At 69.1% G+C, this 26239-nt stretch carries 16 protein-coding genes, 3 tRNA genes and 1 other RNA gene; 9 read left to right on the top strand and 11 right to left on the bottom strand.

The annotated features are described in order from the left end of the window. Both K7G19_RS13520 and K7G19_RS13515 read right to left on the bottom strand, forming a co-directional pair. Positions 1-1653, bottom strand: a 1653-nt coding sequence (locus tag K7G19_RS13520; RefSeq protein ID WP_226107644.1) for a DNA polymerase III subunit gamma/tau, incomplete at its 3' end; no start/stop codon positions are given. Positions 1654-1752: 99 nt separating this feature from the next. Further along, positions 1753-4275, bottom strand: a complete 2523-nt coding sequence (locus tag K7G19_RS13515) for an adenosylcobalamin-dependent ribonucleoside-diphosphate reductase (protein ID WP_226107643.1) — start codon at positions 4273-4275, stop codon at positions 1753-1755. Positions 4276-4490: 215 nt separating this feature from the next. Here K7G19_RS13515 and ffs point away from each other — a divergent pair. Then, positions 4491-4589: signal recognition particle sRNA small type (gene ffs, locus K7G19_RS13510), an RNA gene on the top strand. Positions 4590-4784: 195 nt separating this feature from the next. On the opposite strand, the gene K7G19_RS13505 is transcribed toward ffs, so the two are convergent. The 3 genes from K7G19_RS13505 to K7G19_RS13495 form a co-directional block, all read right to left on the bottom strand. Then, positions 4785-8429 (bottom strand): exodeoxyribonuclease V subunit beta, encoded by a 3645-nt coding sequence (locus K7G19_RS13505; RefSeq protein WP_226107642.1) that lies wholly within the window; start codon positions 8427-8429, stop codon positions 4785-4787. Continuing rightward, a complete protein-coding gene (locus K7G19_RS13500; RefSeq protein WP_226107641.1) occupies positions 8426-11767 on the bottom strand; it encodes a PD-(D/E)XK nuclease family protein in 3342 nt (1113 codons plus the stop codon). Before K7G19_RS13500 ends, K7G19_RS13505 begins: the two co-directional genes overlap by 4 nt. A 144-nt stretch (positions 11768-11911) precedes the next feature. Then, entirely contained in the window at positions 11912-12226 is a 315-nt protein-coding gene (locus K7G19_RS13495) for a hypothetical protein (RefSeq protein ID WP_370639541.1), read from the bottom strand. A gap of 329 nt (positions 12227-12555) precedes the next feature. Here K7G19_RS13495 and K7G19_RS13490 point away from each other — a divergent pair, with 329 nt between their 5' ends. The 7 genes from K7G19_RS13490 to K7G19_RS13460 all read left to right on the top strand — a co-directional run bounded on the left by K7G19_RS13490 (position 12556) and on the right by K7G19_RS13460 (position 19764). Next, a complete protein-coding gene (locus K7G19_RS13490) occupies positions 12556-12891 on the top strand; it encodes a hypothetical protein (RefSeq protein WP_226107640.1) in 336 nt (111 codons plus the stop codon). 31 nt (positions 12892-12922) lie between these two features. Beyond that, on the top strand, positions 12923-13249 hold the full coding sequence (gene trxA / locus K7G19_RS13485; protein ID WP_006578220.1) for a thioredoxin TrxA: 327 nt from the start codon (positions 12923-12925) through the stop codon (positions 13247-13249). Positions 13250-13450: 201 nt separating this feature from the next. Then, complete coding sequence (gene rho, locus K7G19_RS13480) at positions 13451-14713, top strand: transcription termination factor Rho (protein ID WP_006578219.1); 1263 nt, start codon at positions 13451-13453, stop codon at positions 14711-14713. A 180-nt stretch (positions 14714-14893) separates the two neighbouring features. Continuing rightward, complete coding sequence (locus K7G19_RS13475) at positions 14894-15745, top strand: M90 family metallopeptidase (RefSeq protein WP_226107639.1); 852 nt, start codon at positions 14894-14896, stop codon at positions 15743-15745. 193 nt (positions 15746-15938) lie between these two features. Then, entirely contained in the window at positions 15939-16202 is a 264-nt protein-coding gene (locus K7G19_RS13470; RefSeq protein WP_149319853.1) for a type B 50S ribosomal protein L31, read from the top strand. A 291-nt stretch (positions 16203-16493) separates the two neighbouring features. After that, entirely contained in the window at positions 16494-18275 is a 1782-nt protein-coding gene (locus K7G19_RS13465) for a glycosyltransferase family 39 protein (protein ID WP_149319852.1), read from the top strand. Between the two features lie 139 nt (positions 18276-18414). Continuing rightward, entirely contained in the window at positions 18415-19764 is a 1350-nt protein-coding gene (locus K7G19_RS13460) for an MATE family efflux transporter (protein WP_150082644.1), read from the top strand. Between the two features lie 143 nt (positions 19765-19907). On the opposite strand, the gene K7G19_RS13455 is transcribed toward K7G19_RS13460, so the two are convergent. From K7G19_RS13455 to gltX, 4 genes are all read right to left on the bottom strand, one after another. Then, positions 19908-19984, bottom strand: a tRNA-Asp gene (locus K7G19_RS13455). A 77-nt stretch (positions 19985-20061) separates the two neighbouring features. Next, a tRNA-Glu gene (locus K7G19_RS13450) sits at positions 20062-20137 on the bottom strand. Between the two features lie 102 nt (positions 20138-20239). After that, a tRNA-Ala gene (locus K7G19_RS13445) sits at positions 20240-20315 on the bottom strand. 316 nt (positions 20316-20631) lie between these two features. Next, positions 20632-22038: a glutamate--tRNA ligase gene (gene gltX, locus K7G19_RS13440; protein ID WP_226107637.1), complete on the bottom strand. Its 1407-nt coding sequence runs from the start codon at positions 22036-22038 to the stop codon at positions 20632-20634. A 306-nt stretch (positions 22039-22344) separates the two neighbouring features. Between gltX and K7G19_RS13435 the strand changes: the two genes are divergently transcribed. Then, positions 22345-23283: a patatin-like phospholipase family protein gene (locus tag K7G19_RS13435; protein ID WP_150082646.1), complete on the top strand. Its 939-nt coding sequence runs from the start codon at positions 22345-22347 to the stop codon at positions 23281-23283. 191 nt (positions 23284-23474) lie between these two features. Here K7G19_RS13435 and K7G19_RS13430 read toward each other — a convergent pair whose 3' ends face one another. Continuing rightward, the gene (locus K7G19_RS13430) at positions 23475-24155 is read right to left on the bottom strand and encodes a C40 family peptidase (protein WP_149319848.1); all 681 of its coding nucleotides are present in this window, start codon (positions 24153-24155) and stop codon (positions 23475-23477) included. Positions 24156-24533: 378 nt separating this feature from the next. After that, positions 24534-26231: an ABC transporter ATP-binding protein gene (locus K7G19_RS13425; protein WP_226107690.1), complete on the bottom strand. Its 1698-nt coding sequence runs from the start codon at positions 26229-26231 to the stop codon at positions 24534-24536. Positions 26232-26239: the final 8 nt, after the last annotated feature.

The raw sequence follows: 26239 nt of genomic DNA, 5'->3' as shown, positions 1-26239 counted from the left end.
CTGGCGCGCCGCCGCCAGCGCCGCGCGAGCGGGCGACAGCGGCTTGCCGTCGTTGGCGGGCCTGGCGGCAGCGGCCGGCGCAGCGTCGGGCGCCGCGGGGGCCGCCGCGGACGGCGCTGAGACGGGTGCCGCGGCAGGCGCCGATACGGGCGCCGCCGCGCCGGAAGCCATCGGGCTCGACGCGGCCGGACGCGGACCCGGCGTCGCGACGGGCGCTACCGGCGCTACGTGAGTGGCGGGCGCGGCAACGGGCCTGGCCGCAGCCCTTGCGGCGGCGGCAGCGGGCGTGGCGCCGGGCGCGGCAGCCGGGCCGGCAGCGGCGGCGACAGCGGTATTCGGTGCGGTGCCGGCGGCGGACCTGGCAGGACCCGCGCCGGACGGCGAAACCGGCGAACCGTGCGGAACCGGCGAAGCCGATGCTGCCGAAGCCGATGCCGTCGATGCTGCCGATGCCGATGCCGCCGCGGCGCCGGCCACACCGGCCATCGCGGAGCCGGACATCCTGCGCGCACCGGCCGTCGCCGGGCCTGCCGGCGTCGGCGCCGACGGCATCGCCGAGGGCCGGAACGCCAGCATCCGCAGCAGCGTCATCGTGAAGCCGGCGTACTCGTCCGGCGCGAGCGCCAGCTCGCTGCGGCCGAGATTGGCGATCTGGTAGAACAGCTGCACTTCCTGCGGATCGAAGGCGGCCGCCAGGCGGCGCACTTCGCCGGCCTCGGGCCATTCCTCCTGCACCGACGCCGGCACCGCCTGCGCCAGCGCGATCTTGTGCAGCAGCGAACCGAGGTCCTGCAGCGCGCCGGCGAACGACAGGCTGCGGTCGGCCATGCTGTCGGCCACCGCCAGCATCGCGGCGCCGTCCTCGGCGGCCAGCGCGTCGAGCAGCTGCACCAGGTAGCTCTGGTCGATCGCACCGAGCATGCCGCGCACCGAGGCCTCGGACACCTCGCCCGCGCTGTAGGCGATGGCCTGGTCGGTCAGCGACAGCGCGTCGCGCATCGAGCCGTGCGCGGCCTGCGCGAGCAGCCGCAGCGCATTGCCGTCGTGCGCGATGCCCTCCTCGGCCAGGATGCGGTCGAGGTGGTTGACGATATGGCCAGGCGGCATCTGCTTCAGATTGAACTGCAGGCAGCGCGACAGCACCGTGACGGGGATCTTCTGCGGGTCGGTGGTGGCGAGGATGAACTTGACGTGGCCGGGCGGCTCTTCCAGCGTCTTCAACATCGCGTTGAAGGCGTGGTTGGTCAGCATATGCACTTCGTCGATCATGTAGACCTTGAAGCGTCCGACCGTCGGCGCGTAGACCGCCTTGTCGAGCAGCTGGGCCATCTCGTCGACGCCGCGGTTCGACGCGGCGTCCATCTCGATGTAGTCGACGAAGCGGCCCGAATCGATCTCGGTGCAGGCCTTGCAGACCCCGCAGGGCTGCGCGGTGATGCCGCCGTTGCCGTCAGCCCCCGTGCAATTCAGGGCCTTGGCCAGGATGCGCGACAGCGTGGTCTTGCCGACGCCGCGCGTACCGGTAAACAGGTAGGCGTGATGCAGCCTCTGCTGTTCCAGCGCATGCGTGAGCGCGCGCACCACGTGCTCCTGGCCGACCAGCGTGGTGAAATCCCTGGGGCGCCATTTGCGCGCTAGAACTTGGTAACTCATGGCGGCGATTGTAGCAAATGGCGACCCGCCGGCCGGCGGCCTGTCGCCGGGCCCGGCAAGGGGAACGGGCGCGAGGTCGATCGGGGATTCAGCGGGCCATCAGCCGCACTCGCCGACGTAGCCGCAATTGGCGCATTTGGCGCAGCCATCGACCTTGTGCAGCGCATGCGCGCCGCATTCCGGGCATGGCTTGCCGGTGCCGACGCCCGGCGCGCCGACGGGCAGGCCGGCGCCGGGCGCCGCGGCACCCCGCAGCGGCATCGCGTCCTGCGCGAGCCCGGCCTCGCGCTGCGCCAGCCGCTCGGCCAGCGCGGCGACGGGCACCTGTTGCCCCTCCGCATCGAGAAAGCCGCGCTTGATCAGGATGCGCTGCAGCGCGTAGCCGAGCGCCGCCACCTCGGAATCGTGGAAGCGCGGCACCTCGGTGCCGTCCTGCCGCGTCAGCGTGCCATAGCGCACCGTGCCCTTGTCCCACACCACGTTGCGCATGTCGGCCAGCGCCTTGGCGATCGAGCCGCCCGAGCGCGCCACCATCGACAGCAGCCGCATCGTCGAGGTAATCCATTGCTGGCCTTCGCTGCGCTGGCCGGCCGGCATGAAGAACTCGACCGGCCGCTCGATCGTCACGGGCCTGCCGTCGACCACGCCGTTGACGCGCATGAAGTTGACGGTCAGGTAGACGGTCTTGTGGCCCTCGTAGGTCAGGTACTCGACCTTGGACGTCACGCCCTCCAGATCGCCCACCGGCCGGCTCTCGAAGGGCTTGCGCAGCGGATCGTCGCCATTGGCGCCTGTTGCGGCCGCTGCGCCGGCCGTGCCCGCCGTGCCCTGCCCCGCCGCCTCCGCGACCGACAGCACCGCGCCCAGCACGCGATTGGGCCGATAGGTGGCCAGGCCCTTCAGCCCGGCCTTCCACGCCTCCAGATACAGGTTGCGGAAGGCTTCGTACGGATAGTCCTCCGGCACGTTGACGGTCTTGCTGATGCTGGTGTCGATATAGGGCTGCACCGCCTCCAGCATCTTCATATGATCGAGCGCGGACATCTGCAGCGCGGTGACGAAGCTGTCCGGCAGCTGCTCGACATCGCCGCCCAGATGACGGTACAGGCGCCAGGCATGGTCGGCGACCTCGTAGACCTTGTAGCTGTCGTCGCCCATCCGCTTGCGCCGCTGGTAGGTCCACGAGAACGCCGGCTCGATGCCGTTGGAAGCGTTGTCGGCAAAGGCCAGCGTGATGGTGCCGGTCGGCGCGATCGACAGCAGATGCGAATTGCGGATGCCATGCGCGCGAATCGCGGCCCGCACCGGCTCGGGCAGCCGGCTGGCGAAGCCGCTCTGCAGATAGGCGTCGGCATCGAACAGCGGGAAGGCGCCCTTCTCGCGCGCCAGTTCGGTCGAGGCCAGATAGGCGGCATCGCGCAGCGTCTGCGCGATGCGCGCTGCCAGCGCGCGGCCCGCCTCGCTGTCGTAGCGCACGCCCAGCATCACCAGCGCGCTGCCCAGGCCCAGAAAACCGAGGCCGATGCGGCGCTTGGCCATCGCCTCGGCGCGCTGTTCCGGCAGGGGCCAATAGGTGACGTCGAGCACGTTGTCCAGCATCCGCACCGCCACCGCGACCAGCGCGCGGAAGCCGTCGAAGTCGAAGGACGCGGCCCCGCTGAACGGACCGCGCACGAAACGGGTCAGGTCGATCGAACCCAGGTCGCAGCAGCCGTAGGCCGGCAGCGGCTGCTCGGCGCACGGATTGGTGGCCTCGATGCGTTCGCAGTAATGGAGGTTGTTGTCGTCGTTGATGTGCGACAGGAACAGGATGCCCGGCTCGGCGTGATCGTAAGTGGCCTGCATGACCTGATCCCACAGCTGCCGCGCCGGCACCCGCCGGTACACCCACATGCCGTCATCGCGGCGCCAGGCGCCGGTGGCGATCGTCTCGGGCGCCGGCTCGGCGACGTGGACCAGGTCGATCTCGCCATCGTCCTCGACCGCCTGCATGAAGGCATCGTCGACGCCGATCGACAGATTGAAGTTGGTCAGCTCGCCGCGGTCCTTGGCGTGGATGAAAGCCTCGATATCGGGATGATCGGCGCGCAGCACGCCCATCTGCGCGCCGCGCCGCGCGCCGGCCGATTCGACGGTGGCGCACGAGGCATCGAACACCTTCATGAACGAGACCGGGCCCGAGGCGCGCGAATGGGTGCCGCGCACCAGCGCGCCCGAGGGACGGATCGCCGAGAAGTCGTAGCCGACTCCGCCGCCGCGGCGCATGGTCTCGGCGGCCTGCGCCACCGCGGCGTAGATGCCGGGCTTGCCGTCCACGGTCTCGGACACCGCGTCGCCGACCGGCTGCACGAAGCAGTTGATCAGCGTGGCCTCGATGCGCGTGCCCGCCGCGGAATGGATGCGCCCGGCCGGCACGAAGCCGCCTTCGAGCGCGGCAAGAAAACGCTGGGCCCAGCGTTCGCGCTGCGCCTCGGGCTCGGCCTCGGCCAGTGCGCGCGCCACGCGGGCGCGCACATCGGCCGCGCTGCGTTCCTCGCCCTTGGCGTACTTCTCGCGCAGCACCTCGACCGAGATTTCCTGCGGCGGCAGTACGGCCTGCATCATCTGTTCGTTGGCATTCATCGGTCAGCTCACCTCTCGCCCTTGTCGGCGCCGTTGGATTCGCACCGTCATTTGCGCCGTCATTCGCGCCGTCATTTGCCGTTCGCCCCTGCCGCATCCGGCATGCGGATATCGGGTCTCGATGCCACCCCGCCATGCCGTTCCGCGATGCCATCTGGCAATGCCGACGACGGCTTTTCGCGCGACGCACGCACTCTGGGTTACAATGCCGGTCGGACGGGCCTCCTCGCATGGCGGCGCGGTCAACCTGGTCAGGTCGGGAACGAAGCAGCCACAGCCGTTTTCCGCCAGTGCCGAGGGTCAGGCTCGTCCCCCTTCCTTCCTGTCTTTCCTTCCCCTTCTTTTTCCCTGCTGGCCACGGCGGCATGCCGCGACGCCATGATTCCCACCGGGTTCCCACGCTTCGTTGCGACGACTTGCCGAGGGACCGCGCTCGCCCGTAGTTCGCCTATCCCCTCGCCCGTAGCTCACGCGCCATCTTATCGCCGTTTGCCGCTGCCCTGCTGCCGTCAGAACAGCGACGCCTGCCGGGGTGGCGGCGGCGCCGACAGTTGCCCCAGCGCGATCCATTCGCCGTCCGCGGTGGCGATGCCCGACTCGATGCGCCGGCCCGGGAACATCGGCCGCAGCGCGGCCTCGTAGCGGCGCAACTGCGCCGCGTAGCCGGCGTGCTCCTGCGGCAGCAGGCGCAGCTTGTAGTCGACCACCACCACGCGATCGGCGTATTCGACCAGCCGGTCGATCCGCAGCAGGCGCCCCTGCGCGCCATACAGCTCGACCTCGTTGCGCGCGCCGAGCGCGCCCTCGGCCAGCAACAGCGGACGCAGCGCGGGCGCGTTCAGCATGGTGCGTACCGCCTGCACGGCGGCCTCGGCCTGCTCGCGCCACTCGGTGCGCGCCTGCTGGCTGCCGGCTCCGGCCAGCGGAAACCAGCGCATCACCGCCTCGGCATCGGGCACGCCGTCGTAGGCGCCGGGGTAGCGCGTGATCCGTTCGAGCAGCGCATGCACCAGTTCGCCATGGCGAGCGGCGGCGGCATCGAAGACGATCTCGTCGTCGCGCTCTTCGTCCTCTTCCTCACCCTCGGCACCGATGGCTTCGCGCGGCGCCATGGGCGGCGCATCGCGATAGCGCGCGCGGAAGTCGGTGAAGCGGATCGGCCCTTCCACGCCGCCCGACGCGACACCACGCACGCCGACGTAATCGTCCGGCAGCGGCGGCACCGGCTCGCCGACATCCGCGACCTGCAGGCGCACATACCAGCTGCCGGCGATCTCGCTGCCCGGTTCGCCGTCGCCCGCGCCCTTGCCGTTGCGCTGGATGCCGCTGACGATCAGCCCCTGGCGGGCGCGCGTCATCGCGACATAGAGCAGGTTCCAGTTCTCGCGTTCGGCCAGCGCGGCCTGCTCGTCGAAGCGCGCCGCGCGCGCCAGCCCACGCTCGGAGCGCTTGCCGTACGCGGAGAAATGCACCGGCGCCGCGGCCGACGGCGGCCAGTCGATCAGGATGCCGGCGCGATCGGCGGCCGGCTCGCTGTGATTGGTGTCGAGCAGCACCACGAACGGCGCCTCCAGCCCCTTGGCCGCGTGCACGGTCAGGATGCGCACCGCGTCGAGCGTGCCATTGCTGTCGTCGGCGCCCTCGGGCTCGTCGGCCTCGGCTTCCGCCGCATCGCCCATGCCGCCTTCGTCGGGGCTCTCGTCCTCGTCGCCGCGGCGGATCGCCTGCAGCTCGTCGATGAACTTCGGCAGGCTCGGATAGCGGCCGCCGTCGAGATCCAGCGACAGCTTCAGGAACGCGTCGAGATTGGCCAGCACCTGCTCGCGGATTTCCGCGGGAGCGGCCTGCGCATAGCGGCGGCGCACCTCGCCGGTGTGATAGATGTGGTCGATCAGGTCGTGCACCGGCCGATGCGGCGCGATCTCGAGCCAGCCGCGCAGGCGCGCCAGTCCTTCGCGCAAGGCCGCAGACGCGTGCTGCGGAACCTCGCCGGCCGACAGCGTCGGCCACCAGCGGCGGTTGCCTGCCAGCCGCGCGATCGCGATCAGGTCTTCGTCGCAGGCGCCCACCAGCGGGCTCTTCAGCACGTGCGCGAGATCGAGGTCGGACTCGGGCGTCATCAGGAAGGCCAGCAGCGCCGACAGGTCCAGCGCCTCGAGCGTGGCCAGCAGGCCGCCTCGGCGCGGGCTCAGGCAGGGAATGCCGGCCTCGCGGAAGGCGCGCTCGTAGTCGGCCAGATAGCTCTTGCGCCGGACCAGCAGCGTGATGTCGCGCCAGCAGGCCGGACGCTGGCCGTCGCCCTCTTGGACCGGCACGGTCGCGCGCAGATGGCGCAGCCACGCGGCGACGCGGCGGCCCTCCTCGAAGCGCGGCGAATCGCCCAGCGGCGTGCGCGGCTGTGTCAGCGTGTCCCGGGACTCGGGGGCGATGTTGGCGTCGCCGTTGCCGTTGCCGTTGCCATTGCCGTTGCCGTCCTCGCCATTGCCGCCATTGCCGCCATTGCCGTCGCTGCCGCCGTTGCCGTTCGCCGGCACCAGCGGCAGCAGCCACACCGGCCCGCCCTGCTGGTCCAGCGCGGTGGTCTGCGTTTCGTACAGCGGATAGCGTCCTTCCGCGCGCGCCTGGTCGAACACTGCATTGACCCAGCGCAGCACGCTGCCGCTGTTGCGGCGGGTGCGGTTGGTGCGCAGCACCGTCGCGCCGAACTCGCGCTGCAGCATCTGCCGCGCGACGTCGAACAGCCGCGCGTCGGCACGCCGGAAGCGATAGATCGATTGCTTCGGATCGCCCACCAGGAACACCGTCGGCCGTTCCGCCAGATCCTGATAGCCGGCCAGCCAGCCCTGCAGGATGCGCCATTGCAGCGGGTTGGTGTCCTGGAATTCGTCGAGCAGCAGATGGCGATAGCGCGCGTCGAGCCGCACCTGCAGATAGGTCGCGGTCTGCTCGTCGCGCATCAGCCGCGCCGCCAGCCATTCAAGGTCGGCGAAGTCCATCGCGCGCTGCTGGCCCTTGTGCTCCTGATAGCGCGCCAGCAGCGTGTCGCCCAGCAGATAGAGATCGCGATTGAGAGCCAGCACCGCCGCCTCGCAACGGCGCGCGGCGACCTGCCGCAAGGCGTCGCACAGTGCCGCGTGCCTGGCCAGCAGCGCGTCGGCCTCGGCCTCTCCTCCTGCGGCCTTGACCAGCGCCGCGGTGCGCCGCAGCGCGCGGGGCTCGCCCTTGCCGGTGAAGAAGGCCTCCCAGCAGCAGCCGAACGCGTCCTGCGCCGGCTGCCCGCTGAGCGCGCCGGCCTCCGCCCAGGTCCGCATTGCCGCCAGCGCGGCGCCGATGCGATCGGCATGGCCCTGCTCGGTCTTGCCAGCCTGGGACAGCGAAGCCGCCAGCGCCTCGCAGTCGGCGCGCAGCGCCGCGTCGGCCATCGCCTGTGCCAGCACGTCGATGCGCGCGTCGTCGCCCAGATCGTCCGCCAGCCGCTCGGCGGGATCTTCATCGGGCGCGGCCTCGCGCATCGCCCACCATTCGCTGCGCGCGTGGAACATCGCGTCGAGCAGCGCGTGCGCCGAGAATTCGCCGATCGCATCGACCAGCCTCTCGTAGGCTTCCCGGTACGGCGCCGCCTCGGGCGCGGACAGCCCGCGCCAGAACGGCGCCCACGCCTCGCGCTTCATGCGCAGCGCATCCTCGCGCAGCGCCGCGCCCGGCACGATGCCGGAGGCCAGCGGCGCGCCGCGCAGCAAGGTGCCGAACCAGCCGTGGAAGGTGTCGATGGCGATGCGGCCCGGGCTGGCCAGCACGCGCGCATGCAAGGTGCGGGCACGCGGCAGCGCGGCGCGCGCGGCCTCGGGCGACAGGCCGCGCTGCTCCAGCGCGGCCAGCACCTGCGCGTCGGTGCCGCGGGCCAGTTGCGCCAGCACGTCCAGCAGGCGCTCCCGCATTTCCTCGGCGGCCTTGCGGGTGAAGGTGATGGCGAGGATCTGGCTCGGCTCGGCGCCGGCCAGCAGCAGGCGCAGCAGCCGCGCCACCAGCAGCCAGGTCTTGCCGCTGCCGGCGCAGGCCTCGACCACCACGGAGCGCGCGGGATCGCAGGCGGCGCGCGTGAATTCGGCTTCGCTGACGTCCTGCCCGTCGCGCAGATAGGCGTGCACGGTCATGCCAGCGGTCCTCCTTGCTTGTTGCTCGATGGAGCGGTCGTTGGTTCGGTCGTTGGTTCGGTCGCTTGTTGGCTCGTTGGTTCGTTCGCCTGTTCGTTCGCCTGTTCGTTCGCCTGTTCGTTCGCCTGTTCGCTCATCTGCTCGTGCCCTTGCCGCCCCGGCGGCTCGTTGGCCGTTCGCCCTTCCGGCGAGCCGGACTGCTGTGCGGGCGCGCGCTCGTGCGTGTATCTGGGCGCGGCGGCGACCGCCTCCGGCAGCGCAGTCGACTGCCAATACCCCTTGCGGCACAGCCCGCGCGCATTGCACCAGGTGCACGCCGCGGCGTCGCCGAAGGCCGGCAGCGGCGCGCCCTCGCGCAGGCGCAGCACGTCGTGCGTCAGCTGCTCGTGCAGCCACGCCACCGCCTCGTCGAAGTCCGGCAGCGAGACCTCGCGGCGGCTGGCCGGCGACGCGCTGCGCGGTTCGTTGCGGCCGTCCTCCAGCGCGATCCAGCTGCCCGCGCGCGCATCGGCGCGCAGCAGGCCGTAGAACGGCAACTGGCAATCTTCCTGCGCGTCGCGCGCCTTGCGCCTCAGGCGCGCGGCGCTTTGCGTCTTGTAGTCGAGCACCGCATGGCGCCCGTCGCGATGGCGGTCGAGCCGGTCGATGCGGCCATGCAGCCGAATCGGCTGGCCGTCGCGCATGGGCAGGTCGGCGCCGGCGTCGAGCTCGCCGGCATGCCAGAACCAGCCTTCGCGCTCGCGCGCGGCCTGCCACGCGACATACGAAGGCAGCACCGCGAGCCAGCGGCGGTAGTAGCCGATCGCATTGCCGTCCTCGGCCATCACGCCGTCGAAGACCTCGCGCGAGACCGCCTGCAGATGGGCGATGCGGGCCGCGTCGTCGCGCACGTCCTGTGCCTGCACGTCGCGGTGATAGCGCAGCAGGATCTGGTGCAGCAGCTCGCCGATATCGCGCTTCTCGAGGTCGTCGCTGACCGTTTCCAGGCCGGCCAGCCCCAGCATGCGGCCGGCGAAGAACTGGTACGGGCAGCGGCGCAGCATGTTGTACGACTGCGCGGTCCAGCGCGCGGGGGCCAGCTCCGGCGCCGAGGGCGCGGGCATATTGCGGACCTCTGCCCGGGCCTCGTGCAGCGAAGGCACGACGCTCGCCCCGATCGGCGCGCCGGCGGCTTCGCAATGCACCGCCAATCGTTCGAGCCAGCCTGACACATGCTTCGGCTCGCCGCGGCCACCGAAACGCTGCCAGGTCATCACGACGTCGTCGTTGTTCAGCAGCACCTCGGCCAGGTCGCGCGCCTGCTGCGCGAAGCGCGCCTCGCGGTCCTCGAGGCCGAGCTCGCGCCGCATCTGGTTGGAGAAGAACATCAGCTCGGCGGCGGTCGACGGCAGTTGCGCGTCGTCGCAGCCGACGATCACGACGCCGTCGAAGCGCCGCATGCGCGCCCCGTTCAGCGGCAGGATCGTGATGCGCGCGGCGGCGGGCTCGCTCGGCTCCTTGTAGGCCACCGCTTCGAGCAGCGCGGCCAGCATCGCGCGGAATTCGGCCAGCGTCAGCGTGGCGGTGGCGCCGGCCTCGTCGTCGGGCAGCTCGTCGAGCCGCGCCAGCGCATCGAGCAGCTGCGCGCCGGCATCGTCGGCGGCCAGCGCCGGGCGCATGTCGAGCGCGTCCAGGGTGGTCTGCAGGCGCTGCAGCCAGAAGCCGACCGGACGCGCATCGTTGCCGCGCGGCCAGGCCTGTGCCTCGCCGGCCATCTGGCCCAGCAGCGCGGCAGCGGCGGCCTGGGCGGCGGCCAGCGCGGCCGCTTCCTCGTCGTCCTGCGGGCCGGTGTCGGCCGTCCACTGCGGCTGCGGCGCCGCCGGAAAGCGCTGCAACAGCCGGCGCCATCCGCCCGTGATGCCATGGCGGCGCACCTGCCGCTCCAGCAGCGCGATCGCGGCGCCGCGTTGCGGCAGCTGAGGCAGACAGAACGGGCTCTTGAGCAGATCGAGCAGCGCCGCGGTATCGCCGTCGCCGACCACCAGGTCGAACCAGCGCATCAGCGCGGCCGCGGCACGCGTGGTCGACAGCTTCCAGCCGGTCTCGTCGCGCACCGGCGCCCCGGCGCGCGCCAGCAGCGCGCGGGCGCGGCGCGCGACCACGCGGTCATGCGCGACCAGCGCCAGCTGCTTGCGTCCCTCGTTGAGCCAGCGCACCAGCTGGTCCGCCGCGGCGGCCGCCTCGTCCTCGAAGCGGGCGCTGCCGATCAGCCGCACGCGCGGGCGGTCGACCGGCAGGCGCGGCGCCGGCAGCGACGGCACCGCGGTGGTATCAGCGGGCAGACGGCATTCGGGCCAGAGCTCGAGCAAGGTGCGATACCAGCTGCCGCGTCCGCCATCCGGATCGTCGGCGCCATCGTGAGCGCCATCGTGAGCGCCATCGTTGGCGTGATCGTTGGGGCGACCGTTGGGGCGACCGTTGGCGCGTCCCTTGGCGCGTCCATCGGCACCATCGAGCGCAAGGTCGATCGCCGCTTCCGCAGGCGCGCCGCGGTGTTCCCGCTCGCCGCTCTCTTGATCCTCGTCGCTCGCCTCGCCTTCGGCCGCCTCGCCGCGCCAGTCGTAGCCGATCTCCAGCACCGGCACCATCTCCGCCGCGGCGCGCAGGAAGGCCGCCTCGATCGGCGTCGGCGGCGTCGGGCCGAGCCAGACCACCGGGCCGGTCAGTTGCTGGGCGAGCGCCTGCAACGCACGGCGGCGCGCCGGCAGCGGATCGTCGGGCCCGGACAGCGCCTGCCAGAACGCCAGCACGATGCGCGCCTCCTCGCCGAGGAAACGCTCGGACAGATGCGCATAGGTGCGTTGCAGCGCCTCCTGCAACAGGCTGGCGCGGTCCTCGGCGAGCACCGCGTCGTCGTCGCGGATGGCGGCGTCCTCGAGCCATCGCGCCGACAGCTCGTCGCAGACGGTCAGCACGGTCTGCGCGAGCCCCCAGGCCGCCGGTTCGGTCTGCGCGCCGAAGGCCCGCCGCAGCCAGTCCTGGCCGCGGATCGCCTGCTGCACCGCGAGCAGGCGCGCGGCGTGGCTGCGCACCTTGTCGCCATGCAGCATCGCCGGCGGAAAGTCGAGCAGCCAATGGCCCAGCGTCAGGATGCGCGGCAGCAGGCGCGGGGTGCCGGACGCGCGCGCGGCGCGGTCCAGCGCCTGGCGCACGCCCGGAATCTGTGCCGCGGTCGGCACCACCAGATGCGCGGCGGACGCGCTCTGGCCGTGCTGCTCGCAGCGGTCGAGGAAATACCAGGCCGCGGCCGCGGCATTGTCGAGAAAGTCGCGGCCGGGGCGGAAACGCAGCGTCGTCATGTAGCGGGGTGGAATGGCAGGGGCGAAGCTGGCGGAAGCAATGGCAATCGTCGGGACATCGGCAAGCGCTCGGCGCGAACCGTGCGGACGAGCCGCATCGGCGCCGCGCGGCCCCGCGCCGGCGTCAGGCGATCGCGCTCGGGATCAGGAGCGCTCGCCTTCGATGCGGGCGCGGATCTCGCGCGCGGTCTCGAGCAGCCCTTCGTAGCCGGAGCGCGCATGCTCGGGCAGGTCCGGATCGCCGACCAGCGTACCGAGCGTTTCGATGATGCTGTAGACGAGGCCCTTGGCCGCGCCCACCGCAATGCTGTTCTCTTCGACCGCGGTACTCAGATGGGCCAGCGCGTCGCCCAGGTGCTCGGCGCCGGCGGGATCGGTCGGCGCGTCGGCATCCGTGTCGGCACTCGCCTCGGGCAACTGCCTGGGATCGCGCACGGGATCGCGTACGGAATCGCGCATCGGGTCGCGGGTCGGATCGCGGGTCGGATCGTCTTCGGGCGTCATGGTGGTGGCCTGATCGATTGGGAGGGGCTGCGCCGGGCCTTGTCCGGCACGTGTTCATTCTACGCGCGCCGTGCCGGCCCACGGCAAGCGCGGCTCAGTCAAGGGCTTACTGAGGGGCTTACCGAGGGGCTCACCGAGGGGCTCACCGAGGGGCTCACTGAGGGGCTCACTGAGAGGCTCATTGAAGGGCTCATTGAAGGGCTCACTCAAGGGCGAACGCAAGGCCGAGCGCGAGAGAGCGCGCGAGGGCGAGCGCGGCCGCCGCCGCGCACCGGGAAAACCCGATGCATCAGCGCCCGATGCACAAGCGGGCGATATTGACAAAATCTCTGACGCCGATTGAAAGGCATCATTGGCTTCGCGGCGCCGAGCGCGGCAAAATGGCGCCATCCCTGGTACGAGGCCATGCCGACGGCGCCGGGACCGCACGGTTCGCAGGCATGCGGGCGACGGCGGGGACGGTTGAATTCGAGGCCGCCGCCGCCATCTTCGGTATTGCGAATCCGGGCGGCAATCCCGGCAGCCAATCCGGGCAGCATCAACCGGCGCAATATGGCCGGCCCCGACGAGCCGCGAAAAAGTCGTGTAATGTAGCGGTTCGGCATAATCCAGCCTTTTGATATCCCCGAGCGAACCCTGAGGTTTTCCGCCATGAGCGAACAAATCAAGTATGTGAGCGACGCCTCCTTCGACGCCGACGTCCTCCAGTCCGACAAGCCCGTGCTGCTCGACTTCTGGGCCGAATGGTGCGGCCCCTGCAAGATGATCGCGCCGATCCTGGACGAAGTCGCCAAGGACTACAGCGACAAGCTGCAGGTGGCCAAGATCAACGTCGACGAGAACCAGCAGGTGCCGGCCAAATTCGGCATCCGCGGCATCCCCACGCTGATCCTGTTCAAGAATGGCCAGGTCGCGGCGCAGAAGGTCGGCGCGCTGTCGAAGTCGCAGCTGACCGCCTTCCTCGACGGCAACCTGTAATTGCCCCGCGCGGCGCCGCGCAACGCGCGCCGCGACAGGCATCGCCGCCCTCCCGGGCGGCCACGATCCGGCTGGCGCCCCGGCTCTGGTGCGCCGGTCGGATTGTGCTAAGATGCCCCCTACAACTTCCCCGAGCGTTCGCTCATTTCTTTCCCCTTCCTTTGCTTCCGCCCGTCCGGGCCCCATCTGTACCCCTCGTCTATGCACCTGACAGAACTCAAATCGCTTCACGTGTCTGCCCTTCTCGAAATGGCCGCGACCCTCGAGATCGACAACGCACAGCGGATGCGCAAACAGGAACTGATGTTTGCGATCCTGAAGAAGCGCGCCAAGATGGGCGAAACCATCTACGGAGACGGCACGCTGGAAGTGTTGCCTGACGGCTTCGGCTTCCTGCGCTCGCCCGAAACGTCTTATCTGGCCAGCACGGACGATATCTATATTTCCCCCTCGCAAATCCGCCGTTTCAATCTGCATACCGGCGATTCGATCGAGGGCGAGGTGCGGACGCCCAAGGATGGCGAGCGCTATTTCGCGCTGGTCAAGGTCGACAAGGTCAACGGGCAGCCGCCCGAAGCGGTCAAGAACCGCATCATGTTCGAGAACCTGACGCCGCTGCATCCGAACCGGCCGCTGACGCTCGAACGCGATATCAAGGCCGAGGAAAACATCACCGGCCGCATCATCGACATGATCGCGCCCATCGGCCGCGGCCAGCGCGCGCTGCTGGTGGCCTCGCCGAAGTCCGGCAAGACCGTGATGCTGCAGCACGTCGCCCACGCGATCGCCAACAACCATCCCGAAGCCGACCTGTTCGTGCTGCTGATCGACGAGCGTCCCGAGGAAGTGACCGAGATGCAGCGCTCGGTGCGGGGCGAGGTGGTGGCGTCGACCTTCGACGAACCGGCGATCCGCCACGTGCAGGTGGCCGAGATGGTGATCGAGAAGGCCAAGCGCCTGGTCGAACTGAAGCGCGACGTGGTGATCCTGCTGGACTCGATCACGCGTCTGGCGCGCGCCTACAACACGGTGGTGCCGGCCTCGGGCAAGGTGCTGACCGGCGGTGTCGACGCCAACGCGCTGCAGCGTCCGAAGCGTTTCTTCGGTGCCGCGCGCAATCTCGAGGAAGGCGGTTCGCTGACCATCATCGCCACCGCGCTGATCGAGACCGGCAGCCGCATGGACGACGTGATCTACGAAGAGTTCAAGGGCACCGGCAACATGGAAGTGCACCTCGAACGCCGGCTGGCCGAGAAGCGCGTCTACCCGTCGATCAACCTGAACAAGTCCGGCACGCGCCGCGAGGAACTGCTGATCAAGCCCGAGATCCTGCAAAAGATCTGGGTGCTGCGCAAGTTCATCTCGGACATGGACGAAGTGCAGGCGATGGAATTCATCCTCGACAAGATGAAGGCGACCAAGAACAACGCCGAATTCTTCGACATGATGCGCCGCGGCGGCTGAGGCCGCCCTCGCCGGGCGCATCGCCCGGATGGCTTGCATCGCTCGACGTCAAGGCGCGCCACGGCGCGCCTTTTTTCCGTCCGCGCCACGCTGCCCGTATTCAGCCACCTCGCCGGTATTCAGCCACCTCGCCGTATTCAGCCACGCTGCCCGTATTCACCGACTGAACCGATTGCCACCATGCTCGCCCGCCTCGCCAGACTGCTGCATGCCCGCTCGCGCCAGCGCAAGCTGCGCCGCTACGCGATCGACGACGCGCTGTGGCGGCAGACCGTATCTTCGCTGCCCTTCCTGCAGCGCTACGGCAGCGACGATCTGGCGGCGCTGCGCGAGCTGGCCACGCTGTTCATCGCCGACAAGGAATATTCGACCGCGCATGAGCTGGTGCTGACCGACGAGATGGTGGTCAGCGTCGCGGCGCAGGCCTGCGTGCCGATCCTGCGGCTTGGCCTGGAGTGGTATCGCGGCTGGCACGGCATCGTGCTGTATCCCGGCGAATTCATCATCCGGCGAACCGTCGAGGACGAGATCGGCCTGGTGCATGGCGTGGTCGAGGAGGCCAGCGGCGAGGCATGGGAGCACGGGCCGGTGATCCTGTCCTGGCCCGACGCCAGTCTGCCGGGCGCGGGACTGGACGCCGCCGCGGACCAGCCCGACGACACCTACAACGTGGTGATCCACGAGTTCGCCCACAAGCTCGACATGCTGGATGGCGAGGCCGATGGCGTGCCGCCCTTCTCGCGCGCGCTGCATGCCGGCGTGCAGCGAAGCCAGTGGGGGCAGACATTCGACGCTGAATACCAGCGCTTTGCCGACGCCTGCGACGCGGTGCCCGACGCCGCCTGGGACGAGCTGGACCGCCTGCCGGCGCCGATGCGTGTGATCGATCCCTATGGCGCCGAGACGCCGGGCGAGTTCTTTGCGGTCGCTTCCGAGGCGTTTTTCGTCGAGCCGGCCGGGCTTTCGCGGCATTGGCCGGTGCTGTACGGGCTGTTGAAGACGTTCTACCGGCAGGATCCCGCCTCGATGTGACATATGAGGCATAAAGCAGCACTGCGGCGCAACGACGCACTGCTTGTTGCACCTTGCCCAAGTCCTTGTTTCTCTGCCATAATCCGCGTTTGTCCGTCACCGGCAAGTGGTTCGCTCGCCGCCAGCGATCGCAACAGCAAGCGCAACAGCAATGGCGGCCGCGGACTGGCTACCCAACCTGCAAGGAAACACCATGAAAGAAGGCATTCACCCGAATTACCGCGAAGTCGTGTTCGTCGACGTGTCGTGCGACTTCAGCTTCCTGACCCGCTCGACCATCCAGACCAAGGAAACGATCACCTGGAAGGATGGCAAGGAATACCCGCTGGCCAAGATCGAAGTGTCGTCGGAATCGCACCCGTTCTACACCGGCACCCAGAAGATCATGGACACGGCTGGCCGCGTCGAGAAGTTCCGCCAGAAGTTCGGCAGCAAGCTGGGCAAGGCCGCGAAGTAATCCGGCTGGACCAGAGACGGCGCCGGCAGCGCATCCCGCATGCCTTCTGCCGCCGTCCGATGCGCGCCTTCCTGCAGGAACCGGTGCACATTGTGTTAAAAGAGGCAGCCTAGGCTGCCTCTTTGCTTTTGCAACGCGTCTGGCGCAGCGCGGTCGTCTTTCCGATGCACGCCGTCGACCGCGCCCGCCCAGTCCGGTGCGAGCCCGGCGCCCTGGCCGGCGCTCAAGCCGACGCCAAAACCGACGCCCAAGCCAGCGCCAATCCACGCCGCCCAGTCCGCTGACCGATCGATGAGTCCCGTCAAAGCCTCCCGCGTCCACCTGACCGCCGCCGCCACCGGGGCCCTGCCCCGCGCCCTGCTGCTGGCGATCTGCATCATCTACGGCGCCGTCGGCCTGTTCGGCCGCGACCCGTGGAAGAACGAGGACGCCGCCGGCTTCGGCGTGATGTGGCAGCTGGCCATCGGCGGGCTGCACGACTGGCTGATGCCCAATATCGCCGGCCGGCCCTACGGACAGGACGGCCCGCTGGTGTTCTGGGTCGGCGCGACGATGATCCGCCTGGCCGGCGGGTGGCTTGGCGCGCCCGATGCCGCGCGGCTCGCCACCGCGCTGTTCTATTTCGCGACCTGCGCCTTCATCTGGTACGCGACCTATCTGCTCGGACGCCGTGCCGAGGTGCAGCCCTTCGCCTTCGCCTTCGGCGGCCAGCCCAATGCGCGCGACTACGGCCGCACGCTGGCCGATGGCGCGCTGCTGATCTTCCTGGCCTGCGTCGGCCTGGCCATGCGCGGGCACGAGACCACGCCGCAGGTCGGCCAGGTCTGCTTCGTCGCGATGAGCCTGTATGGCCTGGTGCGCAGCCTCGACATGCCGACCCAGGGCGCGCTGTGGCTGGGCGCCGGCCTGGGCGCGCTGACGCTGGCCAGCGGGCCGATCCTGCCGCTGGTGCTGTTTGCCGCGATCCTGATCGGCGCGCTGGTCTGCAAGCCGCTGCCACTGCGGCGCGTGCTGACGATCGCCCTGCCGATCGCGCTGGCGATGGTCGCGGCGTGGATGGCGGCGACCTATTTCGGCGCCGCGCATCGCGACGAGGCGGTCGCCTTCATCCGCGAATGGTCGCGCTACGACCGGCGTACCTACAGCTGGCCGAACGGCTTCGCGATCGGCTTCGTCGCCCGCAACTTCTTCCTGTTCTCGTGGCCGGTGTGGCCGATCGCGATCTGGTCCTGGCTGAGCTGGGCCGGCATGCGGCGCGGTCCCCATGTCGCGTTGCCGCTGGCGCTGCTGCTGCCGCTGTTCGTGCTGCTGCTGATGCTGCGCCAGCCCGGCGACGTGCAGTTCATCCTGCTGCTGCCGCCGATGGCGGTGCTGGCGGCCTTCGGCCTGCCGACGCTGACGCGCGCGACCATCAACGCGATCGACTGGTTCGCGCTGCTGTTCTTCACGATCTTCGGCGGCACCGTCTGGTTCATGTGGCTGGCCAAGACGACCGGCTGGCCGCCGCGGATCGCCAACAACATCTTCAAGCAGCTGCCCGGCTACCTGCATGTGTTCTCGGCCAGCGCGGTGCTGTTCGCGCTCGCGGCGACCGCGGCCTGGGTGCTGGTGGTGCGCTGGCGGCTGTCGCGCGCGCCCAAGCAGATCTGGCGCCCGGTGGTGATCTCGGCCGCCGGCACCACGCTGATGTGGGTGATGGCGATGACGTTGTGGCTCCCGTCGATCAACTACGGCAAGACCTACCGCGATGTGGCCGAGGCCGCCTCGATGGCGCTGCCGACCACCTACGAGTGCGTGCAGCCGATCCGCATGGGCGACGCGCAGCTGGCCTCGTTCGCGTTCTTCGGGCATTTCCGCTTCGGCGGCCCGGAGGACGGCTGCGACGTGCTGCTGCGGCACGACCCGGTCGACTACGGCGAGCCGTCCAGCATCTCGCGCTTCGAATGGCGGCTGATCTGGGAAGGCCGCCGCCCCTCGGACCGCGATGAACGCTTCCGCATGTACCAGCTGATCGAAAAGCCGCCCGCGCCGCCGCCGCGCAAGAGCACGCGCCGGCTGCCGCGGCAGCCTTGATCGGCGGTTGCTGGCAGCGCGGGGCAGCCGGCGCTTCCTCGCCTGCCAGCCCTGCCTGCGCTGCCTGCCCTTGCTCCGCCCCTCCCGGCGCCCTCGCGCAACTGTCCTGCCATCGCCCGGCCCGCGCCCTCGAACGACCATGACCCTGACCCAGGACCTTCGCCGCATCGCCGCGCTGGCCGGCCCCGTGCTGGTGGGCCAGCTGGCCGTGATCGCCTTCAGCGTGATCGACACCATCATGGCGGGCCGCGCCTCGGCCACCGACCTGGCCGCGGTCGGGCTGGGCGGCTCGATCTACGTGACGGTCTACATCAGCCTGATGGGGGTGCTGCAGGCGCTGGCGCCGATCGCCGGCCAGCTCTATGGCGCGGGCCGCCACGCCGAGATCGGCGTCGAGGTGCGCCAGGCCGCGTGGCTGGGGCTGGCGCTGGCCGTGCCGGGCATGCTGCTGCTCAGTTTTCCGGGCCCGCTGCTGGCGTTCGCCAAGGCGCCGCCCGAACTGGTCGACAAGGCCACCGCCTACCTGCATCTGCAGGCGTTCGGCCTGCCCGCGGCGCTGGGCTTTCGCATCTATTCGGCGCTGAACAATGCGCTGTCGCGGCCGATCATGGTGACGCTGCTGCAATTGCTGGGGCTGGCGGTCAAGATACCGCTCAACGCGTGGTTCATCCATGGCGGGCTGGGCCTGGCGCCGATGGGCGGGCCGGGCTGCGCGCTGGCGTCGACGCTGATCAGCTGGATGTGGTGCCTGTCCGGCGCGCTGATCCTGCGCCATGGCGGCGCCTATCGCCCGCTGGGCATCTTTGCCGCGTGGAGCTGGCCGATGCGTTCGCATCTGTGGGCGCTGCTGCGGCTGGGCGTGCCGATGGGGCTGACCTATCTGATCGAGATCACCTCGTTCACGCTGATGTCGGTCTTCATCACGCGGCTGGGCACGGTGACGCTGGCCGGCCACCAGATCATCGCCAACCTCGGCGCGGTGGCCTATATGCTGCCGCTGTCGCTGGGCATTGCCACCTCGACGCTGGTGGCGCAGGCGGTCGGCGCGCGCGACCGGGCCGGCGCGCGTCGCGTCGGCTGGCGCGGCATCCGGCTGGCGGCGGCACTGGCGCTGGCGGTCGGGGCAACGCTATGGCTGCTGCGCGCGCCGGTGCTGCGGGCCTATGCCAGCGATGCGGCGGTGGTACAGGCCGCGCTGCCGCTGGTGACCTTCGTCGCGCTCTATCAGGCCTTCGACGCCGTGCAGGTGACCACGGCCTTCGTGCTGCGCGCCTACAAGATTGCGCTGGTGCCGACCGTGATCTATGCGGTGTCGCTGTGGGGAATCGGCCTGGGCGGCGGCTATGTGCTGGGTTTCGGGCTGATCGACGGGATGCCGGCGTTCACGCACGGCGCCGCCGGTTTCTGGCTGGCCAACAGCCTGAGCCTGGCGATTGCCGGGGCGCTGCTGGTGTTCTATTTCATTCGGATCAGCGAGGAGCGCAGCTGAGGGGATTGAGGCCAGAGGTCGAACCCCACCGCACTCGCGGCGCTCCGCCCTTCCGCCCGGACGAATCGGGCGGCAAAATCCCGCGCCAAAAAGGAAAACCAAAAAGAAAAACCCGCATGGCGTTAACCATGCGGGTTCAGTTTTGGCGGAGTGGACGGGACTCGAACCCGCGACCCCCGGCGTGACAGGCCGGTATTCTAACCGACTGAACTACCACTCCTTAGTCGGCTTATCGATATTGCCGCACCGAGGTGCAGGCTTTACCAATAATCTGGACGTTTGATTACGCCCATTATCTGGCGTCCCCTAGGGGATTCGAACCCCTGTACTCACCGTGAAAGGGTGATGTCCTAGGCCTCTAGACGAAGGGGACAGAAACCTGTTTTTCAACACGTTCCGTCTTGTTTCGCGCATCGCGGCGAGCCGCTTTGCGGAAACGGATAACACCGTGCTGCTGATGTTACCGCTGGAATTTTGGTGGAGCTAAGCGGGATCGAACCGCTGACCTCTTGCATGCCATGCAAGCGCTCTCCCAGCTGAGCTATAGCCCCATAAGTACTGCTGCCGCCGTTATTGCCACCGGCGTTTCGTCTTTCGTTTCCAGATTATCCTTCGTTTTACCGAAGCGATTATCTTGTCGTTTCCAGCGAAGCCAAGATTATATAACAGCCTTGCTTTTTTGCAAGCCCCTATTTCACTTTTTTACTGCTTCGGCTTGTCGTCGATATCGCTTTGGATATTCGCCGCCGTTACCGCCGCGGTACTGCCGTGATGCCCGCTTGGTGTTGAACCGCGCTGCAGGGAGAAAGAGATTATGCGCAAGTCGCGGCAAAAGCGCAAGCCCCTGCCGCAACTTTTTTTGCTGAATCAGGCACCCACACCGGCCTGCAGCCGGCGCAGCACCGTATCGCGGCCGATCAGTTCCAGCACCGCGTCGATGCTCGGCGTCTGCAGCTGGCCGACCACCAGCAACCGCACCGGCATCGCCAGCTTCGGCATCTTCAGGCCGAACTCGGCCAGCACCGCCTTGAACTCGGCGGAGATCGCCTCGCGACGCCATTCGGCCAGGCCAGCAAGGCGCTCGGCCAGCGCGCGCACGGCCGGCACGATCTCGGCGGTCAGGTGCTCTGCCTTCAGCGCCGGATCGGGCTGCGGCTCGCCGCGATAGAACAGCAGCGCGGTCTGCGCGACCTCCTTCAGCGTATTGGCGCGATCCTTGACCAGCGCGACCACGCCGACCAGGTCGGCGCCTTCCACCTTGCCACCCAGCTGCTCGATGAAGGGTCGGGTCAGCTCGGCCAGCCGCTCGTTGTCGCCGACCTTGATGTAGTGGTTGTTCAGCCAGGCCAGCTTCTCGGGGTTGTACTGCGCCGGCGACTTGCCGAGGTGTTCGAGGTCGAACCACTCCACGAACTGATCGCGCGAGAAGATTTCGGCGTCGCCATGCGCCCAGCCCAGCCGCGCCAGATAGTTCAGGACCGCCTCGGGCAGATAGCCTTCGTCGCGATAGGCGGTCACCGCCATCGCGCCATGGCGCTTGCTCATCTTCTCGCCGTGCTCGTTCAGCACGGTCGGCAGGTGCGCGTAGACCGGCGGCGTGCCGCCCAGCGCGCGGATGATGTTGATCTGGCGCGGCGTGTTGTTGACGTGGTCGTCGCCGCGGATCACATGGGTGATCTTCATGTCGAGGTCGTCGATCACCACGCAAAAGTTGTAGGTCGGCGTGCCGTCCGGCCGCGCGATCACCAGGTCGTCGAGCTCGTCGTTCGAGATCTCGATGCGGCCCTTGACCGCGTCGTCCCACACCACGCTGCCGCCGATCGGATTCCTGAAGCGGACCACCGGATCGACGCCGGCCGGCGGCGTCGGCAGGACCTTGCCCGGCTCGGGCCGCCAGAAGCCGTTGTAGCGCGGCTTCTCGCCGCGCGCGCGTTGCTCCTCGCGCAGCGCGTCCAGCTCCTCGGTGCTCATATAGCAGTGGTAGGCCAGGCCCGCGTCGAGCATCTGCCGGACCACCTCGCGGTAGCGGTCCATCCGCTGCATCTGGTAGAACGGGCCCTCGTCGATGTCCAGGCCCAGCCACTCCATGCTTTCGAGGATCACATCGACCGCTTCCTGCGACGAGCGTTCGACGTCGGTGTCCTCGATGCGCAGGATGAAATCGCCCTTCATGCGACGGGCGAAGGCCCACGGATACAGCGCGGAGCGGATATTGCCCAGGTGGATGAAGCCGGTCGGGCTCGGGGCGAAGCGGGTGCGGACGCGTGTGGTCATAGACGGGAAACAGGGGGAATACCGCGGAAACTCGGCAAACAAAAAGGCCCGCGCAGCAACAGGCGGGGCCGACGATTCGGAGCGGGTTATTGTAGCAAAGGCCCCTGTCACCCCCGGCAGGCATATCTGTCACCCCTGCCCGTTCCGCAGGCCGCGCGGCGGAATCGTTTATGCTATCGCCCCGTCCGAACCGCTGCCCCGCCGGGCCCGCCCTCGAATGGCGCCGGTGGCTCGCTTAAGAACCGACGAACCGGCGGACCGGCGGACCGGCGGACCGACCTCCCGCCCGACCCTTTCATTTCCCGCATGCAACGACGTACCTTCCTGAGCGCGGCGGCGGGCGCCACCGCGGCGTCCCTGCTGGCGGCCTGCAGCCTGGGCCCCAAGCCTGACACTCCCGCCGAACCGTCCGCGGTCACGCCGCCGCCGCGGCCCATCCGCATCGGCCTGGCGCTGGGCGGTGGCGCCGCGCGCGGCTTCGCCCATATCGGCGTGATCAAGACGCTGGAAGCGCACGGCATCCGCCCCGACCTGGTCACCGGCACCAGCGCCGGCGCCGTGGTCGCCGCGCTGTACGCCTCCGGCATGGACGGCTTCGAGCTGAACAAGCATGCGCTGAAGATGGACGAGGCCACCATCGCCGACTGGGCGCTGCCGTTCGGCACGCGCTTCGGCGGCTGGCTCAAGGGCGAGGCGCTGCAGAACTATGTGAACCGGCTGGTGGACAACCGGCCGATCGAGGCAATGAAGATCCCGCTGGGCATCGTCGCCACCGACCTGAAGACGGGCCGCGCGATCCTGTTCCGGCGCGGCAACACCGGACAGGCGGTGCGCGCCTCCAGCAGCGTGCCGGGCGTGTTCCAGCCGGTGTCGATCCAGGGGCACGACTATGTCGACGGCGGCCTGGTCGAGCCGGTGCCCGTGGATTCGGCACGCAGCATGGGCGCGGACTTCGTCATCGCGGTCAATATCTCGGCCGATCCGGCCAGCCAGAACAATGCCGGCCAGAGCGGCGTGCTGCTGCAGACCACGGCAATCATGGGGCAATCGATCAACCGGCTTGCGCTGGCGCGCGCCGACGTGGTGATCCGTCCCGATCTGCCCGACATGAGCGGCAGCGACTTCGGCGCGCGCAACCGCGCGATCCTGGCCGGCGAGAAGGCCGCCGTCGCCGCCCTGCCCGCGCTGCGCGAGAAGCTGGCGCAGGCGCGGCTGCAGCCGGTCGCTCCGATTGCGGGCAAGTAGGCGGCGGAAGTAGGCGGCGGGAAGTAGGCGCGGAAGTAGACAAGGCGGGCGCAAGGAACGACCGCGCAAACAAACGAGGCAAACAAAAAGGACTGCCGAGGCAGTCCTTTTTGTTGCATGGCGATCGGCACGGATTGGCGCCGATTCGACACCGTGTCGCACCGATCGGCGCCGCGCGGCGCCCTCGCCGCTCAGCCGCCGTAGAACGTGCGTCCGCTGGCGTTCGGATCGAAGCGCTTGAGCGTCTCGACCATGCCGCCGATGCCGCCTGCCGCGCCGTTGTCGCGCTCGGGCATATCGTCGATGCGGCGCGCGCCGTTGTAGCGCGTGACCCAGTAGGCCGAGCGCATGTCGTCGACGCGGATCTTGCTGCCGGTCGACGGTGCGTGCACGAACTTGTTGTCGCCGATATAGATGCCCACATGCGAGAACGCGTGGCGCATCGTGTTGAAGAACACCAGATCGCCCGGGCGCAGCTCGTGCGCGGCGACGTTGGTGCCGACGCGGCTGATCTCGACCGAGCGCCGCGGCAGCATGAAGCCGAAGGTGTCATTGAAGACGTAGCGGACGAAGCCGCTGCAGTCCAGGCCCGATTCCGGCGTGTTGCCGCCGAAGCGATAACGGACACCGATCAGGCCCAGCGCGTTCATCACCAGGTCGCCGGCCTTGTTGGCGACATGGCTCGTCGAATTCATCATCGACGACAGCAGGCCCTTCCTCGGCTCGGACTGCTGCGGGGCCTCGACGCTCAGCTCCGCGCCGGGTTCCTTGAACACCGTGTCAGCCAGGGCTCCATTCGACAAGGCCGCGCCGCATGCCAGGGTCAGTCCGATGGCGGCACGCGCCAGGGAATGAAGCACCGTTCGCTGCATGGGTTCTCCCGTTGGTTCCGGTTCGGATGGTTCAAATCACACGATCCCTCACGCGACGCGGCAATCCATCGTCGTGTGGATCGGAGATGACTATGTGGAAAAACTGCTGAGGGCGGATGTCGGCACCGAATCATCCCGACAACGGCGTCGGGGCACGGCGTGCATGCATCCGCCAGGAGACGTGCGGCGTGCAAACCACCCACACATCAAGTTCTCGCGGGATGGTATAAGGTCACGCCAGCGATGTCAAAGTTCGTTACAAAATCGGCCGAAATCGCCATGTAATCAACGGAATAGCGAGGGACTTGCACGCTAATTCTTCCGATTGACCGCAATATCGGACATGAGCGCGGACATGGAGCGGAGACATCGGCGGGATCAACCCGGCCAGCCGCCCACGTCTCCAGGACGCGGTTCCAGGCCCCGCCCCAGCACCGAATCCATGCCGAGCTGGGCGGCCCGCATCAACTTGCGCGTGTAGGCATGCTGCGGTGCGCCCAGCACCGCCTCGGTTTCGCCCGCCTCGACCACCTCGCCGCCCTTCATCACGATGACCCGGTGCGCCATCGCCCGGATCACGGCCAGATCGTGGCTGATGAACAGGTAGCTGAGGTTGTACTTGCGCTGCAGCTGCGCCAGCAGCGCCAGCACCTGCTGCTGGATCGATACGTCGAGCGCGGAGGTCGGTTCGTCGAGCACCACCACCTGCGGCTTGAGGATCAGCACGCGCGCGATGGCGATGCGCTGGCGCTGTCCGCCGGAGAATTCATGCGGATAGCGTCCCAGCGCGGTCCGGTCCAGCCCGACTTCGCGCAGCGCCTCGATCACGCGCTCACGCATCGCCTCGCGCGACAGACCGGGCTGATGCAGCGCGAGGCCTTCGCCGACGATCTGCTCGATCGTCATGCGTGGCGACAGCGAGCCGAACGGGTCCTGGAACACCACCTGCAGCCGGGCCCGCAGCGACGCCCGCTCGGCCCGCTTGACCTGGTCCAGGCTGCGGCCGAGGAACTGGATCTGCCCGCCGCTCTTGCGCTGCAGGGCCAGCACGGCATGGGCGAGCGTGGTCTTGCCCGAGCCGGACTCCCCGACGATGCCCAGCGTCTCGCCCTCGCGCAGATCGAAGTCGACCTCCTTGACGGCGCGCACCACGTCGCGCCCGAACCAGCCCGCCAGCCCGCGCCGCTTGCGCGTGTAGTTGACGTCAAGTCCACGCGCGCTCAGCAGGGTCGGCGCCAGCGGCAGCACCGGCACCACGTCGCGCCGGGGGCGGCTGTCGATCAGCCGCTGCGTATACGGATGGCGCGGGTTGGCGAAGACCTCGGCGGTCTCGCCGATCTCGACCAGCACGCCCTGCTCCATCACGCCGATACGCTGGGCGAACGCGCGCACCATGTTCAGGTCGTGCGTGATCAGCATCACCGCCATGCCGAACTCGGCCTGCAGGTCGCGCAGCAACTCGAGGATCTGCACGCGGATGGTGACGTCGAGCGCGGTGGTCGGCTCGTCGGCCAGCAGCAGCTTCGGCCGGCAGGCCAGCGCCATCGCGATCATCGCGCGCTGGCGCTGGCCGCCCGACAGCTGGTGCGGGAAACTGTCGAAGCGGTGCGCGGCCTCTTCGATGCCGGTACGCTCGAGCAGCGCGATCGCGCGATCGCGCGCGGCGCGCTTGTCCAGCCCCTCGTGCAGCTCCAGCGTCTCGACGATCTGGTTGCCGACGGTATAGAGCGGGTTCAGCGCGGTCATCGGCTCCTGGAAGATCATCGCGATGTCGCTGCCGCGGATCGCGCGGATCTCCCGGTCGGGCACGCGCAGCAGGTCGCGCCCCTCGAAGTGGATCGCGCCCTGGTAGCGCGCATCCTCGACCAGCCGCAGCATCGACAGCGCGGTCACGGTCTTGCCGGAGCCGGACTCGCCGACCAGCGCGAAGCGTTCGCCGGGTCGCAGCGAGAAACTGACATCGCGCACCGCGCGGGTCGCCTCCGGGCCGTCCCCGAAGGTCACAGACAGGCGGTCGACGCGGATCAGCGCCGGGTCGGCGGCGTCCGGGGGTGCGCCCACGGGCTGCGGCGGCATCGTGATCG

It is taken from the genome of Cupriavidus sp. DB3, assembly GCF_020418465.1.
Taxonomy (GTDB): domain Bacteria; phylum Pseudomonadota; class Gammaproteobacteria; order Burkholderiales; family Burkholderiaceae; genus Cupriavidus; species Cupriavidus cauae.
Note: the sequence above shows the minus strand (reverse complement) of the source record. Positions and strands in the feature narration are given on the sequence as shown.